At 46.4% G+C, this 16,935-nt stretch carries 15 protein-coding genes; 8 read left to right on the top strand and 7 right to left on the bottom strand.

Annotation, left to right across the window (positions count from 1 at the left end):
• Positions 1–58: 58 nt before the first annotated feature.
• The 5 genes from Q1V85_RS10150 to Q1V85_RS10130 form a co-directional block, all read right to left on the bottom strand.
• Positions 59–1,510 carry a DHA2 family efflux MFS transporter permease subunit gene (locus Q1V85_RS10150; protein ID WP_300599519.1) on the bottom strand — a complete coding sequence of 484 codons (1,452 nt, stop codon included), beginning with the start codon at positions 1,508–1,510 and terminating at the stop codon, positions 59–61.
• 32 nt (positions 1,511–1,542) lie between these two features.
• On the bottom strand, positions 1,543–2,118 hold the full coding sequence (locus tag Q1V85_RS10145; protein WP_300599517.1) for a pyridoxal 5'-phosphate synthase: 576 nt from the start codon (positions 2,116–2,118) through the stop codon (positions 1,543–1,545).
• A gap of 9 nt (positions 2,119–2,127) precedes the next feature.
• The gene (locus Q1V85_RS10140; protein ID WP_300599515.1) at positions 2,128–2,679 is read right to left on the bottom strand and encodes an NUDIX hydrolase; all 552 of its coding nucleotides are present in this window, start codon (positions 2,677–2,679) and stop codon (positions 2,128–2,130) included.
• The gene (locus Q1V85_RS10135) at positions 2,676–3,203 is read right to left on the bottom strand and encodes a YfiT family bacillithiol transferase (RefSeq protein WP_300599513.1); all 528 of its coding nucleotides are present in this window, start codon (positions 3,201–3,203) and stop codon (positions 2,676–2,678) included. Before Q1V85_RS10135 ends, Q1V85_RS10140 begins: the two co-directional genes overlap by 4 nt.
• Before the next feature lie 84 nt (positions 3,204–3,287).
• On the bottom strand, positions 3,288–3,722 hold the full coding sequence (locus tag Q1V85_RS10130) for an FKBP-type peptidyl-prolyl cis-trans isomerase (RefSeq protein ID WP_300599511.1): 435 nt from the start codon (positions 3,720–3,722) through the stop codon (positions 3,288–3,290).
• Positions 3,723–4,232: 510 nt separating this feature from the next.
• Between Q1V85_RS10130 and Q1V85_RS10125 the strand changes: the two genes are divergently transcribed.
• Positions 4,233–5,684 (top strand): ATP-binding protein, encoded by a 1,452-nt coding sequence (locus tag Q1V85_RS10125; protein ID WP_300599508.1) that lies wholly within the window; start codon positions 4,233–4,235, stop codon positions 5,682–5,684.
• Here Q1V85_RS10125 and Q1V85_RS10120 read toward each other — a convergent pair.
• Positions 5,681–6,442 (bottom strand): ABC transporter ATP-binding protein, encoded by a 762-nt coding sequence (locus Q1V85_RS10120; protein WP_300599506.1) that lies wholly within the window; start codon positions 6,440–6,442, stop codon positions 5,681–5,683. The genes Q1V85_RS10125 and Q1V85_RS10120 overlap by 4 nt on opposite strands.
• A 1,070-nt stretch (positions 6,443–7,512) precedes the next feature.
• Between Q1V85_RS10120 and Q1V85_RS10115 the strand changes: the two genes are divergently transcribed.
• On the top strand, positions 7,513–8,775 hold the full coding sequence (locus Q1V85_RS10115) for an aspartate kinase (protein WP_300599504.1): 1,263 nt from the start codon (positions 7,513–7,515) through the stop codon (positions 8,773–8,775).
• 17 nt (positions 8,776–8,792) lie between these two features.
• Here the strand turns inward: Q1V85_RS10115 and Q1V85_RS10110 are convergent, their stop codons facing one another.
• On the bottom strand, positions 8,793–9,992 hold the full coding sequence (locus Q1V85_RS10110; protein WP_300599502.1) for a L,D-transpeptidase family protein: 1,200 nt from the start codon (positions 9,990–9,992) through the stop codon (positions 8,793–8,795).
• Positions 9,993–10,442: 450 nt separating this feature from the next.
• Between Q1V85_RS10110 and Q1V85_RS10105 the strand changes: the two genes are divergently transcribed.
• The 6 genes from Q1V85_RS10105 (at position 10,443) to Q1V85_RS10080 (ending at position 16,863) form a co-directional block, all read left to right on the top strand.
• Positions 10,443–11,453: a GntG family PLP-dependent aldolase gene (locus Q1V85_RS10105; protein ID WP_300599500.1), complete on the top strand. Its 1,011-nt coding sequence runs from the start codon at positions 10,443–10,445 to the stop codon at positions 11,451–11,453.
• Positions 11,454–11,474: 21 nt separating this feature from the next.
• Positions 11,475–13,124, top strand: a complete 1,650-nt coding sequence (pgi, locus tag Q1V85_RS10100; protein ID WP_300599498.1) for a glucose-6-phosphate isomerase — start codon at positions 11,475–11,477, stop codon at positions 13,122–13,124.
• Positions 13,125–13,233: 109 nt separating this feature from the next.
• Complete coding sequence (locus Q1V85_RS10095) at positions 13,234–13,830, top strand: bifunctional nuclease family protein (RefSeq protein WP_300599496.1); 597 nt, start codon at positions 13,234–13,236, stop codon at positions 13,828–13,830.
• A 33-nt stretch (positions 13,831–13,863) separates the two neighbouring features.
• Positions 13,864–14,691 (top strand): 4-(cytidine 5'-diphospho)-2-C-methyl-D-erythritol kinase, encoded by an 828-nt coding sequence (gene ispE / locus Q1V85_RS10090; protein WP_300599495.1) that lies wholly within the window; start codon positions 13,864–13,866, stop codon positions 14,689–14,691.
• Positions 14,692–15,038: 347 nt separating this feature from the next.
• Complete coding sequence (gene rocD / locus Q1V85_RS10085) at positions 15,039–16,271, top strand: ornithine--oxo-acid transaminase (protein WP_300599494.1); 1,233 nt, start codon at positions 15,039–15,041, stop codon at positions 16,269–16,271.
• A complete protein-coding gene (locus Q1V85_RS10080; RefSeq protein WP_300599492.1) occupies positions 16,264–16,863 on the top strand; it encodes a VIT1/CCC1 transporter family protein in 600 nt (199 codons plus the stop codon). The genes rocD and Q1V85_RS10080 overlap by 8 nt, the downstream gene beginning before the upstream one ends.
• The last annotated feature ends 72 nt before the right edge of the window (positions 16,864–16,935 follow it).

Genomic DNA, 16,935 nt, shown 5'->3' with positions numbered 1-16,935 from the left:
AGCACTAACCAAAGAAGATTTTATTGATTCCTGAAATATAGTTACAAATCGTTTTTTACTAAGCTTCCGGGGTTACCGGTTTTTCGACGGTATTTCCGTCAGGCGCCTCCGTACCACGCCCAGCCAGTGTACTGCCATCGGTAGCCTTTAGCCGGAAAAAGATCAGCCCGGCCAATGCGGTAACCGCTCCCATTGTCATAAATGTATATTTAAACACAGTAACCGAATCTCCTTTCCGGATCCAGGAAGCACTTCCATATTTTGATAAAAGATAAGCGCCCACCGATACCCCGAGGCTAATAGACAATTGCTGCATCACCAGCAGCAGGCTATTGCCCATACTGGCATTTTCATTATTCAGATCAGATAATGCAAGTGTATTCATTGTAGCCATTTGAATGGAATTTACAGCACCGAATAATACCAGGTAAGGAATCAACAATGGTAACGGAGTTTGCGCATTCGGAATCGAAAAAAGCATAATTACCATAGCAATCAGCATGGTGTTTACAATCAGTGTTTTTTTATAACCAAAGCGCCGCACAATAGGTACTACCCAGGGCTTCACCATAATAGTGGTGATGGCAGAGGGAATCAGCATCATACCCGATACCATGGCCGTATGTCCGAATCCTACCTGAAAAAAAAGCGGCAGCAGCAAGGGCATACCGCCAATGCCCAGGCGGGTGAGCAAATTTCCAAAAACACCAATGCGCAATGTCCGGATCCGGATCAGATGCAGATCGATCAGCGGAAATTGCTGTTTCTTAAAATGCGTATAATAGGCTTGCATCAGTACTACACCAAGCAGGGCAACACCTAACAGGTACCATCCTTCTACCAGCTTTTCCGAACCCAGTTCTATGGCCACCGTTATACAAACCAGGGAACCTCCAAAAAGCAGCATCCCCAGCGTATCAAAGGGTTTGCCCCGGTAAATATAGTTGGGCATCACCCTCCGGGCAAAGGCCATACCGGCGATTCCAACCGGGATGTTGATCAAAAAAATCCAATGCCAGCTGGCTACATCCACCAGCCAGCCACCAAGTGTTGGTCCGATAATGGGTCCTACCAACCCGGGGATGGTTATAAAATTGATAACGCCCAGCAGTTTGTCTTTTGAATAGGTATAGAGGATTGCCAACCTTGCAACCGGCACCATCATAGAGCCGCCAATGGCCTGCACTACCCGGGAAAGGATCAGTGCCGCCAAACTGGTAGAAAGCGCACTGAGCAACGAACCAAGAGTAAATAACCCCACCGCCCAGATAAAAATTTTCCGCGAACCAAAACGATCCGACATCCATCCGCTCAGCGGAATCAGCAAGGCCAGGATGAGTACATAGCTGACAATGATCGACTGCATGCTTAAAGGCGAGCGGTGTAAGTCCGCAGCAATAGAAGGCAGGGCAGTATTCAGAATCGTACCATCCAGCGATTGCATAAAGATCGCGAGGGCCGCAATCCAGGGCAGATAACGATAAACAACGGGTGCATTCTCTGTTTCCAAAACATACAGTTTTATGTGCTGTGAAACGTTTCTTAAGGCTGCAATTTTTGATGTACCCACCGGCCATCCTGCTGTTCAAAATAATTGCGTTCATGCAAACGGGTCTCTGAAAAAACCATTAGCTCTATCCGCACCGGAGCAATCGCATACCCGCCCCAATTTGCCGGACGCTCATCACCCACATCACGCTGATGCTCCAATAAATACTGGAACTGTTCCAGCATCTGATCATAATCAGCTACCGGTTTTCCCTGCTCACAAAGCGCCGATACTACCCTGGCCGCCCGGTCCCGCTCGGCAAAGTACCGATCTGCAGCTGCTGCGGAAACAGGTGTTGCAATACCCTGGATCCGCACCTGCTTTCCGGTAACCGGCCACCAAAACGCCAGCGCCACTTTTGAGTGCGCAGCTATCTCCTGTCCCTTTCGCGCAGCTGTTGAACCCGTAATAATAAAACAGTTCTCTTTCACCTCCTTCAGCGAAACGAAACGGCTGTTGGGAAAGCCATCAAGACCCAATGTGGTGAAGCAACAGGCTCCAGGAAGCGCAGCTCCGGAAGCCATTTTTTCTTCACGGTACCAGTTATCAAACAGTTCCAGCGGATCCATCGTTTTTTGTCAGACTTTTAATTCACCTAAACGCTGCAAGGCATATAACATGCAGGTTACGTGCATCGATTGAATGAACTGGTTATTCCGGAACATTTCTTTAAAACGTTCCATAGGCACCAGTTCCACATGAATTTCTTCATTGGCGTCCAGCTCCTGCTCCCCCGTCTTTCTTCCGCCTGTGGCTAAGAACATATGCATCCAGTTATTATTCGTGGAGGGATTTGCACAGGTTTTACCCAGGTATTCATAATTCGAAAATTCGTAGCCGGTTTCTTCTTTCAACTCTCTTTTAATCGCCGCTTCAAGACTTGCATCCGTATCATCTACACAACCGCCGGGAATCTCGTAATGGGTTTCACCAATCCCATGCCTGTATTGCATTTCCAGCAATACCTGGTTATCCGCTGTAAGTGCAAAGGCCGTTACCCAGGTAGGAAATTCATACACATAATAGGGGTCCACGATCTTTCCCTGGGGTGTTTCGCACCGGTCTTTACGAACGGTAAACCAAAGGTCTTTAAATAAATATTCAGAAGCGAGCGTCTTCCAGTTCATCATTGCCATTTTCGTTTTTCTCTTAAAAAATTCACCTGCGCCACATGATGCTTGCCATGCCATGCATACAGCTGCAGGTAATAGGATAAGGACAGGAGGTTACCCTTAACCGGATGTACCACCGTGCGTGCCCACTGTATTTCATCCAGGTCTTTAACGGCCGCGTACCAACGGGCATGCAATGCATAAAGAAACGTGATCGAGATATTTACAGGCAATGTGCGTACATCATTCAGTTCGGCCCAGGCTTTTTCATCGTAGGATTTGATCACCGGGTTTTCTTCCGTTAAGCCCAGTTTAAAACGGGTATATGCATTCAAATGGCTGTCTGCAACATGATGCACCAGCTGATGTACGGTCCATCCTCCTTCCCTGTAAGGCGTTTGCAGCTGTTGCTCATCTAAGCCGGAAATGGCGGCCTCCAGCATATTGGGAAGAAATTGTATTACACCCAGGCACTCCTGTTTTATGGACACCGTAAAATCCCGGTGCTCAAATCGTCCTATAGGATATTGATTCTCGATCATAATATTTTAATAACGCATTTGCCGCAAACCCGTTGAAAAGACTTTATGGCTCAACCAGGCGCCGTACACTGCTGAAGATCTTATTTAGTGCACCTGTAATAATTCCACTTCAAACAACAAGGTGGCACCTCCCGGAATATCCCGGCCTGCGCCCCTGTCGCCATATGCCAGCTCCGACGGGATCCACAAGCGCCAGTGGCTGCCCTCTTTCATAAGCGGAATTGCGATCTGCCATCCCTTAATCAAGGCGCTCAGCGGCGCAGAGAATGGTTGATTCCTTTTAAACGAACTGTCAAATTCTGTTCCATCCAGCAATGCTCCCCGGTAATGCGCTGTAACAGATTGCTGCACGGTAGGCTGTTTGCCGGTCCCTTCTTTGATCACCTCATACTGAATTCCTTCGGGAAGTGTTTGTACACCTTCTTTGTCCTTATTGGCCTCCAGAAATTTCCGGCCGGCTTCTTTCTGCGCTTCTATTTTATTGTTCATAAATGCTTTTAATTTATCCTGTAGTCCCATAGTTTATTGTATCCTTTCAATAAAAGTAAATAGTTTCAAAGGTAACGAATCCGGTACAAATACACGCGGTGTTTTTGCTGCCCTTCCGTTCACCTTTGAAGTGCCGGATATAGCCGTTTCAACGGCAGACTTCTTTCCATGAGGGCGTTATTTATGCAGGCCCTATTACCAGAAGCAGACCTTGCATCCTCTCCATACGCCAGCTATTTCTCATTTATTAAAAATTTATATTTCGCCAAAACTGTGTTTTTTTTGAAGTTTTGGCGAAATATAGACCCCTAATTATACTTCCTTCTTTTCTGCTTTTTTGCAACAACAAAAAGGACTTTTGTTCCACGGGTGCTATTAGCAGTATATTCCAGTGTACCGTAATTATGGATATGTAATATTGCCGTTGTTATACCAATACCCATGCGTTGCAAGAAATATCGTTATTCTCCCGGTACTGAAGTAAAGATTTATATTTCGCCAAAACCCTGTTTATTTTGTACTTTTGGCGAAATATAAATTATGGGAGCAATCATTGGAAGAGTTGAAGAAATCCAGATACTCTCTGATATAAAACGATCACCGGAAGCAGAACTGGTTGCCGTCTATGGAAGACGGCGGGTGGGCAAAACCTTTCTGATCCGGAGCTTTTTTGAAAAAGAAATGGCCTTTGAAATTTCGGGATTGCATGATGCTGTTCTGCAGGAGCAGCTGGAGAACTTTAAAGACTGTCTTTTGAAGACAACCACTAAAAAGAAACTGCCGATACCGGAAACCTGGCTACAAGCCTTTCAGCAACTGATCAGGATGCTTCAACCCCAGATAGCGAAAAGAAAAAAGGTCATTTTTTTTGATGAGTTCCCCTGGCTCGATTCCCCCCGTTCCGGCTTTATGCCGGCCTTTGAAAATTTCTGGAACAGCTGGGCTTCGCGGCAAAAGAACCTTATCGTAGTCATTTGCGGATCTGCTGCCTCCTGGATGATCCGTAAAATTGTAAACAACAGAGGCGGCCTGCACAACCGGCTTACCCGGCAGATCCGCCTGTTACCCTTTTCCCTGGCAGAAACCGAACAGTTTTTCCGGGCCCATCCTATCAAACTGGACCGGTACCAGATCGTACAACTGTATATGGCAATGGGGGGTGTACCGCAATACCTTAAGCAGGTAAAGCGTGGCGAAAGTGCTATACAGGCCATCGACCGGATTTGCTTCGCCAAAGACAGCTACCTGGCCAATGAATTCAGCAATCTTTACCGTTCTCTTTTTGACAACGCCCAGCATCATATTGCCATCGTAAAAATCCTGTCAGCAAAACCTTCGGGGCTCACCCGCAATGAGCTCATTGATGCCCTGCGCCTGTCATCCGGAGGCGGCATTACACAAACACTTGATGAACTAACAGAGTCGGGGTTTATTAAATCCTATATTCCTTTTGGTAAAACCGTAAAGAACAGTATTTACAAACTCATTGATGAATACAGCCTGTTCTATCTGAAGTTTATTGCACCCAACAAAGGCTCCGGAAAGGGCACCTGGGTTAAACTATTCAACACATCTTCCTGGAAAAGCTGGAGCGGCTATGCGTTCGAAGCGATCTGTCAAAAGCACCTGGAACAATTAAAAGCGGCCCTGGGCATTTCCGGCATTCATACCCGGGAAAGTATCTGGCGGGCTACAGCTCCAACTGCCGCACGGCAGGGAGCTCAGATCGACCTTGTCATCGACCGCAATGATCGTTGTATCAATATTTTTGAAATGAAGTTCTCTGCCAGCATGTTTGTGATTACTAAATCATACCGGTCGGCCTTATTCAACAAACAAGAACTCTTTATTGAAACGACGGGAACAAAGAAAACCGTATTCATCGGTTTTATGACTACGTTCGGTGTAAAAAATGCTGACGACTATGCCGGTCTTATCCAGCATCAGTTTACAATGGATGTACTATTCCGGCCGGCGAACGCTTTGTCTTAATCCTCTCTTAAATGCTTTCCGGTTAAATGAATAAACACATCCTCGAGGTTTGCTTTCTTTACTTCCTTTGGCCGCTCAAAGCCGGTGGCTACCAGGTTATCAATTAACTGATCGGGAGTATCCAGCGCAACAATTTCACCGGAATCGATGATCGCGATCCGGTTACACAGATATTCGGCTTCATCCATATAATGCGTCGTAATAATCACTGTAGTACCTTCTGCATTGATCTTCCGGATCAGCTCCCAAAGATTCCTCCGTGCCTGGGGATCAAGGCCGGTAGTAGGCTCATCTAAAAAGATTACCCTGGGTTTATTGATCAATGTAGTGGCAACGGAAAAACGCTGCTTCTGGCCTCCGCTCAGGTCTTTGAATTTTGCCCGCGCTTTCTCTTCCAGGTTCACTGTTTTTAACAGGTCCATGGCATGCACCCGTTGATTATATAAACCAGCGAAAAGATCTACCAGCTGCAAAAGATTCAGCCCCGGATAGTACCCGCTGGCCTGAAGCTGTACGCCAATGATCCCTTTAATGGCATCCGGTTCCTGATCGAGGTTATATCCTCCCACCACCACGTTACCGCTCGTTTTGACCCGCAGGGTTTCGATAATTTCCAGTGTGGTCGATTTGCCTGCACCATTCGGGCCCAGCAAACCAAATATTTCACCTTCATATACTTCAAAGGAAATGCCCTTTACTGCGCGGAACCGGTCGTAATCCTTTACCAGGTTATTGACCGAAATGATGGGAGTAGCCATGCGCTAAAACTACAAATAAGTTGGCAATTGCCCGGAGGATTATTTTTAGATTGCCGCTGGTGGTGGGTATCTGCTGTTAGTAGTCAGTGGGCAGTGGTCAGTTATCAGTTATCAGATGATTCCGTTTGGGACAAGAGGCGCAATCTTTCAATGTAAATCATCTATAGATCCATTATCTTCAAACCGGACAGCACGGCTGAAGGCTGATGGCTGAAGGTTATCAGCTTTCAGTGATCAGCTATCAGATGATTCCGTTTGAGACAAGATGCGCATTTTTTCAATGCAGATCCGCCATCGATCTGTTATTGCCCAAACGGGACAGCACTGCTGAAAGCTGAAGACTGAGCGCTAAAAGCAAAATGCCTCATCCCTGGCTGTCAGCAGTCAGTTATCAGTTTTCAGTTATCAGATGATTCCGTTTGGGATAAGAAGCGTAATCTTTCAATGTAAATCATCTATAGATCCATTATTTTCAAACCGGACAGCACGGCTGAAGGCTGAAGGTTATCAGCTTTCAGTGATCAGCTATCAGATGATTCCGTTTGAGACAAGATGCGCATTTTTTCAATGCAGATCCGCCATCGATCTGTTATTGCCCAAACGGGACAGCACTGCTGAAAGCTAAAGACTGAGAGCTAAAAGCAAAATGCCTCGCTGCCAGTGGTCAGTTATCAGTTTTCAGTTATCAGATGATTCCGTTTGGGATAAGAGGCGTAATCTTTCAATGTATATCATCTATAGGTCCATTAATTTCAAACCGGACAGCACGGCTAAAAGCTGAAGGCTAATGGCTGTCAGCTATCAGCGGTCAGTTTTCAGTTATCAGATGATTCCGTTTGGGACAAGAGGCGTAATCTTTCAATGTATATCATCTATAGGTCCATTAATTTCAAACCGGACAGCACGGCTGAAAGCTGAAGACTGAAGACTGAAAACTGATAACTGATAACTGATAACTAATAACTGAAAACTGATGGCTGAATACCAAAAGCTCCCTCCTCCGGATTTATTTTTCCGCGCCCTCCTGCGTTTCTTAAAAAAGGACGACCTTCGTCCGCAAAATAAAAGCAATGAAGGTATACAAGTTTGGCGGTGCGTCCGTAAACAGTGCAGAACGGGTTTCAAACGTAGCAGATATCCTGGAACGTTTCTCCGGCGAAGACCTGGTCATTGTTATTTCCGCCATGGGCAAAACCACCAATGCACTTGAAAAAGTGGTACAGGCTTACTACGATCATAAAAAAGAAGATGCCCTGCAACTGTTTGAGGAAATAAAAAAGCAGCATACTACCATTGCCAAATACCTGCTGGTAACCCATTACCTGGCGTGTGAAGCGAGACTGAAAGACTTTTTTACAGAGGTGGAATGGATGCTGCATGATCAGCCGGTTCGTGAATTTGATTATTATTATGACCAGGTGGTTAGCATTGGGGAACTCTTGTCTACCTGCATTGTAAGCGCTTATCTCTCTGAACGGGGAATTGTAAATGAATGGATCGATGTGCGGGATATCTTCCGGACCGATGATAATTTCAGGGATGCAAACATCGACTGGAATTATACCCGGCAACAGGTTGATGCCACCATTACTCCAATACTCCGATCAAAAAAATGGATCATCACACAAGGGTTTATTGGCGCTACGGATGAAAACGAAAGCACCACCCTTGGCCGTGAAGGCAGTGATTATTCTGCAGCCCTTTTTGCCAACCTGCTCGATGCGCAAAGTCTTACCATCTGGAAAGATGTAGAAAGTGTAATGAGCGCTGATCCCAAAAAGATCCCCGACGCTGTACCGATTCATGAACTAAGCTACAATGAGGTCATAGAAATGGCGTATTACGGAGCCCAGGTGATTCATCCCAAAACCATTAAACCCCTGCAAAACAAAAACATTCCCTTATATGTAAAATGTTTCCTGGATGCGGATCTGCCCGGAACGGTAATCCAGGACCGTATGAGTAAAGATCTGCCACCGATTATTGTTATTAAAGAAAACCAGGTAATGATGGAACTAAAAACGAAGGATTTTTCCTTCGTGGGAGATGCGCATGCCTATCAGCTGTACCAATGGTTTAATGAACATTCGCTGAGACCCACGCTTACACAAAACGGCGCCATCAGCCTGACTTTTGCTTTTGACAACTGGGAGGAAAAGATCAGCCGGTTCTCCTCTGCCGCTGCCGAGGTTTTTGATGTACATGTAACACCCGGTTTAACCCTTACCACCATCCGGCATTATAACCAAACGGCAGTGGATCATTATATCAACAATAAAGAAATACTGGTAAGACAGCAAACGCTGAAGAATTTTCGCGCCCTGCATCGTTAATGATGCTGCAAAATCATTTATTCCGCATTTACCGTAATGGTTTGCACCATTTTCTTAGCAACCGGCTTCTCCCGTAAAATGGCGGGAGACCAGACGGGCATTTTTTCCATTTTTGACAATAGTACCCGGTCAAAATAGTCATCAACTCCGCCTTTCAGAATTTTGAAGTTCACCGGGCTTCCGTCTTTATCCACGATAAATTCAAGCTGTACATAGGCGTGCGTAACGCTATCGGGTAATTCTTTTGACATTTCGGTACCAACGCGTTTTATAAACGCTGAAAAAGCTGCGGCACCTCCGGGATATTCCGGCCATTTTGCCACGGCATCGGCTACAAAATCGACCTTCCGGTGACTGGGAACAAAATCTGTTTTAGGGCGTTGTTTGGGCAGGAACCGTGGTGCCAGCGCCGGCGCATCGTTGATCACATATTCACCATTGTCTTTTGTCATTACTACCGGCAGCTGCTTGTGTTGCTCAAAATATTCAAACGCTTCTTCCAGCTTTATATTGAGCGCCTTGTATGACGGATCTGTTTCCAGCATTTTGTTCAGGTACTCATAGCTTTTTTTTACGCTGTAATTAACCGGGAAAATGTGAACGGGGATATAGTCGAGCCCTGCGCTCTTAGCACTGGCCGTTAAAATATATAACTCATCGATCTGGTCATTCTTAATTGGAATACAACCCACCGTAGCACATCCGCCATGAATAAAGATATCCCCTCCCGGCTTTGCCTGATCGGAAAGAATCCGATCGGATGCATTGGGGTAATTGAGTCCCAGCGATAAATAATACGTACTGTTAGGGTTGAACTCATTGATATAATAGAACCCTTCCGGTACCTGGTAATCGCCTTCAAACCTTTTAGGTCCCAAGGAACCGGCAAGCGCACACACTTTATAAATCTTCAGGAGCTTGTATTCGTCTTTAACCGAATTTTTCACCCATACCTCCAGCTGACTGTCGTATTTGAAGGAACGGAGGTACACGTACTTTGCCGGCCAGTCCAGTCCTTTCAGCTTAAACAAACTCTTCAGGTACTCTCCCTTTTTCTGAAAAGACTCCCTGGGGCGCGGCAAACTGGTTTGTGCGTCAAAAAAGGCCCCGTAAGACGCCGCGGGTGAATAAGATGTTTGTGCTGCGCTGAATATTGAAAATGTAAAAATGCTTGCTATTGCAATGATCCCCGCCTTTCCTCTCTGTTTTAAAGCCATTTTAAATCAATAATAATTCGCCGGATAATAAATCGCCGTTTGTTTTAAAAGAATCGTCACCGCACCAATAACCATCCCTCCCTCAATACAACGAAAAAAAGAGACAGATATTTCGGTAACGGGTTACAAATTATCTACAAATTTAGCTTTTATATGTTAAAAAATATGTAATCCGTTCATCGGTATTGGATTTCATCTACTTGCAGGGCCCTTTTCTTACCAGATTCCGTGTTATTGAGGGGCTACAGGCATATTCATCCATAACGGCTCCGGCTGCGGAACAAGTCACAAAAAAACCAGGGTCTTCCTGCTCCCCGTTGCCATACAGCTGTGCCCGGCTGCCCGGCCGATATACTGCGGACGCTTAACCTGGTGCTTCCTGATCTTTTTCCTGTTATGGTATAAAGAAACCGGTTGAAAGGTTCTTTCAATATCCTAATTTTGGAATCCATGATTGATCTACGCTCAGATACCGTTACACGCCCTGCCCCAGACATGCTGCAAGCCATGATGGCTGCCAAAACCGGGGATGATGTTTTTGGAGAAGACCCAACTGTAAATGAACTGGAGACCCGCTGTGCCGCACTGTTTCATATGGAAGCAGCCCTCTTTTGCTCCAGCGGCACCCAAACCAACCAGATTGCCATCAAGTGCCACACCCAACCCGGAGATGAAGTGATCTGTGATGCGGATGCCCATATATACCAGTATGAGGCCGGGGGCATTGCCTTTAATTCCGGTGCATCCGTTCGTTTATTGCCCGGCAACCGCGGGCGGATTACGGCGGCACAGGTAGCTGCAGCCATCAACCCCGATGATGTGCACAAATCTACCAGCAAACTGGTATGCATTGAAAACACCAGTAATCGGGGTGGCGGAAGCTGTTATGATATAGAAGCGCTGAAACAGATTCAGCAGGTTTGCAGAAAACATCAGCTGGGTTTTCATCTCGACGGCGCCCGGTTATTCAATGCCCTTGTTGCCCGGGCAGAAACACCGGAACAATATGGCCAGCTGTTCGACAGTATTTCGGTTTGTTTTTCCAAAGGTTTGGGTTGCCCCGTCGGCAGCGTGCTGCTGGGCAGTAAGCCATTGATCGCCCGGGCCAGACGTTTCCGAAAAGTACTTGGAGGTGGCATGCGCCAGGCCGGTATTCTTGCAGCTGCCGGGATCTATGCCCTGGAGCATCATATTTTAAGACTACAAACCGATCATATACATGCAGCAGCCATTGCCGGAGCACTGCAGGATTGTTACTTTGTTGAAAAGATTTTACCTGTAGAAACAAATATTATTATTTTTGAAACGAAGGGGATCACGGCCGCCGACCTGGTTGCCCGGCTTGGTAGCAGCGGGATCCGTTGCAATGCCGTAGCCCCCGACAGGGTCCGTTTTGTATTGCACCTGGATATTACGGAAACGATGGTACACCAGGTCATTGAAAAAATCAAAGCCATCTAAAAAAAGATTAAAGAAAAAGATATGTTACCAACCCAAAATCCGTCCAAAACCAAAAGCTGGAAAAAATTAACCGTACATGCCGAAACCATGAAACAGGTGCATATGCGGGATCTGTTTGCCGCAGATGAACAACGTTTTCAACGGTACTCTATTCGTCACGAAGCGCTTCTTTTTGACTACTCCAAGAACCGGATCACTGATCAAACCCTTCAATTGTTAACAGATCTGGCAACAGAAACACATTTACCGGACGCCATCCGCGCCATGTTTTCCGGGGCGGTCATCAATCAAACCGAACAACGGTCGGTACTTCATATTGCACTGCGGTATTTTGGAAAGGATGCCATCCTTAGCAACGGTGAAAATGTAATGCCTGCGGTACGCAAAGTACAACAGAAGATGAAGCGCTTTTGCGAGGCTGTACATAGCGGGGCCCATGTGGGATATACCGGTAAAAAAATCAAATCCATCGTCAACATCGGCATTGGAGGAAGCGACCTGGGACCTTTTATGGTTACAGAAGCCCTGAAACCTTACACCGTAAAAGGCATCGAAGCCTATTTTGTTTCCAATGTGGATGGCACCCAGATCACCGAAACACTTAAAAAGTTAAACCCCGAAACAACCCTTTTCCTGATCGCGTCAAAGACCTTTACCACCCAGGAAACCATGACCAATGCCCATACGGCAAGAGACTGGTTCTTAAAAAAGGCGAAAGATATCAAACAGGTATCCAAACATTTTGTAGCCCTGAGCACGAATGAAAAAGAAGTGAGGAAATTTGGCATCGATACAAAAAACATGTTTGAGTTCTGGGACTGGGTAGGCGGCCGTTATTCGTTGTGGTCAGCCATTGGCTTATCCATTGCCCTTACCATTGGCTATAACCATTTTGAAGAACTGTTAAAAGGCGCGTACAATATTGATGAGCATTTTAAAACCGCCCCGTTTGAACAAAATATCCCGGTGATCATGGCGCTTACGGGGCTTTGGTATACCGATTTTTTTGGTGCACAGACAGAAGCCATACTTCCCTACGATCAGTACCTGCACCGCTTCCCTGCCTATTTTCAGCAAGGCAATATGGAAAGTAACGGAAAAAGCGTAGACCGCAATGGCAAAAGGGTCACTTATGCAACCGGTCCGGTGATCTGGGGCGAACCCGGTACTAACGGACAGCATGCTTTTTACCAGCTCATTCACCAGGGTACGCCGTTGATCCCCTGCGATTTCATCGCGCCTGCACAAACGCATAACCCGGTAGGCGATCATCATCAGAAATTATTGAGCAATTTCTTTGCACAAACTGAAGCCCTGATGAACGGGAAAACGCTGAAGGAGGTAAAAGACGAATTGAAAAAGTCCGGACTTCCCAAAGCAGCAATCGACCGGCTGGCGCCCTTTAAAGTATTTGAAGGTAATAAGCCCACCAACTCATTCCTGGTAAAGAAGATCACCCCTTATACCCTTGGACAGCTGATCGCCTTATATGAACATAAGATCTTTGTACAGGGAGTGATCTGGAACATTTACAGTTTTGACCAGTGGGGTGTGGAGCTCGGAAAACAGCTGGCCAACAAGATCCTGCCGGCGCTTGAAAATGATGCACCGGTTACAGGACATGACAGCAGCACATCGGGTTTGATCAACGCATATAAGGAAATGCGTTGATGGCCTATGCCGGAGCCGCTGTTTTTTATCCCCCTAAAACGGGGTTACCGACCGTAAAAAAAGGTTATATTTGTCGATTAAATACCCCGTATTGAAGAATTGGTGATATATGAAAAAAATCGAGTTAGAAATTGTGGCCTTATCACATAGCATCACGCAAACCCATTCCTATGCCGTAGTGCTGGGTGAGGTGAATGGGTTGCGGCGGTTGCCGATTGTGATTGGTGGGTTTGAGGCGCAGGCCATTGCGGTAGCCCTTGAAAAAATGAGTCCCAGCCGGCCACTGACTCATGACCTGATGAAAAATTTCCTGGTAGCCTTTAATATCGATCTGCATGAGATCATCATTTCAGATTTACAGGAAGGGATTTTTTTTAGTAAGCTTATTTGCTCCTCCGATCATGATACGGTGGAAATCGACAGCCGTACCTCCGATGCCATTGCCCTGGCAGTTCGCTTTGGCTGCCCCATCTACACATACGAGCACATCCTTGAAACAGCGGGTATCGTTATGGATGAAAAGGGAGAACCCAAGCCAACAAAGGAAGAAGCGGTAGGCGGTACCACCAGCGAACCATCCAGGGATGATCTGAAAACATTGAGCCTTGAAGAGCTCAATACCATGCTGAACGAGGTATTGGAAAACGAAGACTATATCCGGGCAATCGCCATACGGGATGAGATCAATAGCCGGACTCAGAAATAGCCGGATACCTTTATTTATCTAATACACCGCTACGTGGTATTCTTTTCCAATTGCAAAATAAATCTGGGCCTGCATATAACAGCCAAACGTGCGGACGGGTTTCACGACCTGGAAACCGTTTTTTATCCCCTCCCGCTATATGATGTATTGGAGCTGATACCTGCTCCCGAAACGGAGCTGCTGTTATATGGACTGCCCATTCCCGGCCATAAGGAAAATAACGTGGTATGGAAAGCCTGGCAGCTGTTAAAACAGGACCTGCCGGAGCTGCCTGCTGTACGTTTTCACCTGTTAAAAAACATTCCGGCCGGCGCGGGCCTGGGTGCCGGAAGTGCCAATGGCGCTACCGCTTTGCTTGCATTGAACCGTTTCTTTGATTTACAACTGTCCCAAAAACAATTATTAAAATACGCATTGCACCTGGGCAGCGACTGTCCGTTCTTTATACTCAACAAGCCCTGTTATGCTACCGGCCGGGGCGAAGCGTTACAGCCCGTTTTACTAAACCTGCAGGAATATTGCCTGGTGGTGGTAAATCCCGGGGTTCATATCAGCACTCCCTGGGCCTTTAGCCGGATTATACCGGCCCCTCCTGTTCATTCCCTTGAAGCATTAACATCGATGCCGCCATCCCAATGGGACCAACGGGTTACCAATGATTTTGAACCACTCGTATTTGAAGCCTACCCCGAAGTAAGCGCGATCAAAACACAATTACTGGACATGGGGGCTGTTTTTTCCGCAATGACAGGCACCGGCAGTACCGTTTTCGGTTTGTTTAAAAGTCCCCCGGATATATCTATGTTTCCGGATACATATTTCGTCAAAAGCATTTCATTGAATGCGCCCTTACTGCACTAGCAACAACGAATGGGTTTCAGGTTACATCCCTGCTGAAAGCTAAAAATATTTGGTTTAAGATTTTCATACTTGATATGGAATTTTCACAGGAGGAAAGAACATAGCATTTTCCCGGATCTTCATTTCCACATTTTCACATTTCCACATTTCCAAATTTTCAAATTTCTAATTCAAATTTTCCGTATCTTGCGGCTATGCTTATAGCAGGTATCCGACAACTTCCATTTTTGCGACAGCATCTTGATCTGTTGAACCACTGACATCCGTTGTGGTATATTGCCGGCATTGCTCCGGCCCCTTTTTGATTCCTGACTTTTTTTACTTCATATTTTATTAATTTTTTGATTATGTCTGCAATTGCTCAAAATACAGGTAGTTATTTTATGGACCTGGAGGAAGTTTATGGTGCCCACAACTATCACCCGCTTCCGGTTGTATTAACCAAAGGTAAAGGTGTGTTTGTTTGGGACGTGGATGATCACCGGTACTATGATTTTCTGAGCGGCTATTCCGCCGTAAACCAGGGACACTGTCATCCCCGTATTGTGGACGCGTTTGTTGAGCAGGCACAGCGGCTCACCCTTACCAGCCGTGCATTCTACAACGACAAGCTGGGCGATTTTGAAAAATATATTACCGCACTGCTGGGCTATGATAAGGTACTGCCTATGAATACCGGTGTTGAAGCAGTAGAAACGGGTATTAAGCTTTGCCGGAAATGGGCCTATGAAGTAAAGGGCATTCCTGAAAATGAAGCCGTGATCATTGTATGCGAACAAAACTTTCACGGAAGAACCACTACGGTGATCTCCTTTAGCAGCGATCCTTCCTCACAGAAAAATTTCGGACCATTTACAGGTGGCTTTCTGAAGATCCCTTATAATGATCTGCCTGCATTGGCCCAGGCACTTAAACAGAAAAATATTGCCGGCTTCCTGGTAGAACCCATACAGGGAGAGGCGGGCGTCATTGTACCGGACGAAGGATACCTTTCCACGGCCAAACAACTTTGTGAAGAAGCCGGCATTTTGTTTATCGCCGATGAAATACAAACCGGTCTTTGCCGCACCGGCCACCTCCTGGCCTGTGACGCAGAACAGGTGAAACCAGATATTGTGCTGCTTGGGAAAGCCCTTAGCGGCGGCATGATGCCTGTTAGCGCTGTACTGGCCAATGATGAAATCATGCTAACCATCAAGCCCGGCGAACATGGTTCTACCTATGGCGGCAACCCGCTTGCAGCCGTTACCGCAATTGCTTCCTTACAGGTATTGATCGATGAGGATATGGCCGGTAATGCCCTGGAACTGGGCGCGTTTTTCCGGAAGCAACTTGAGAATCTTTCTTCGCCCCATATACGCACCGTAAGAGGGAAAGGACTGTTAAACGCTATTGAGATTCACGCAGAAGATCCGGAGGCCGCGTGGAACCTATGCCTGGAAATGAAGAAAAACGGGCTACTCGCCAAACCCACACATGGAGATAAGATCCGTTTTGCTCCGCCCCTTTGCATTACAAAAGCGCAATTGGAAGAAGCTATTGAAATCATCCGTGTTTCCTTAAACAGCCTCAATGCCTAAAATACCCACGCATTACTTTTCCTCTGTGCTGATCGGTATCATCGACGGTATTATTATTCCGCTTACCGTTTTTTGTTTCCTTACCGGCCTGGGGCATTCCACTGCAGATGCATGGAGTTATACTGCATATGCAGCACTGGCAACCGCTGTGCTGATGGCGGCCGGCGGATTCTTTACCCGCCGGGAAGAACTGTCGCATACGCATGACAAACGTATCCTGAACGTTTATAAAGGACTGGATGTGGCGGATCATATTAAGGAAGACCTAATTAAAGATGCGCAACGGGAAAGTAACGAGTGGAAAATGGAATGGAATCAAAAAGCAGTGCCGGGTGAACCCCTGCCGCCCTTTAGCTATGCCCTGTCTATTTTTACGGGCTGCATTGCCGGTGGGCTCCTGGTGCTCTTCAACGCCGGAAGAAATATATTGCCGGCTTATACCTTCTTCCTCATGCCGGCAGCCGTGCTGATGATTACTGGTTTTCTGAAGTACCGGTTATTTGGCCGCCCGGTTTGGGGAGGCATTGTTTTAACCGCGGGAGGCGGCATCCTTGCAGCGGTGGGCGCCTATTGGATCGGAACGTTTATTTAGTGGTCTTTCTCTGAATAAAGACGTTACATCTACGTAAGAAGCATTGAAAATTGGGAATTAAGCACCTTATGT

This window comes from Niabella sp., assembly GCF_030150205.1.
GTDB lineage: Bacteria > Bacteroidota > Bacteroidia > Chitinophagales > Chitinophagaceae > Niabella.
This window is presented reverse-complemented; position numbering and strand designations above follow the sequence as displayed.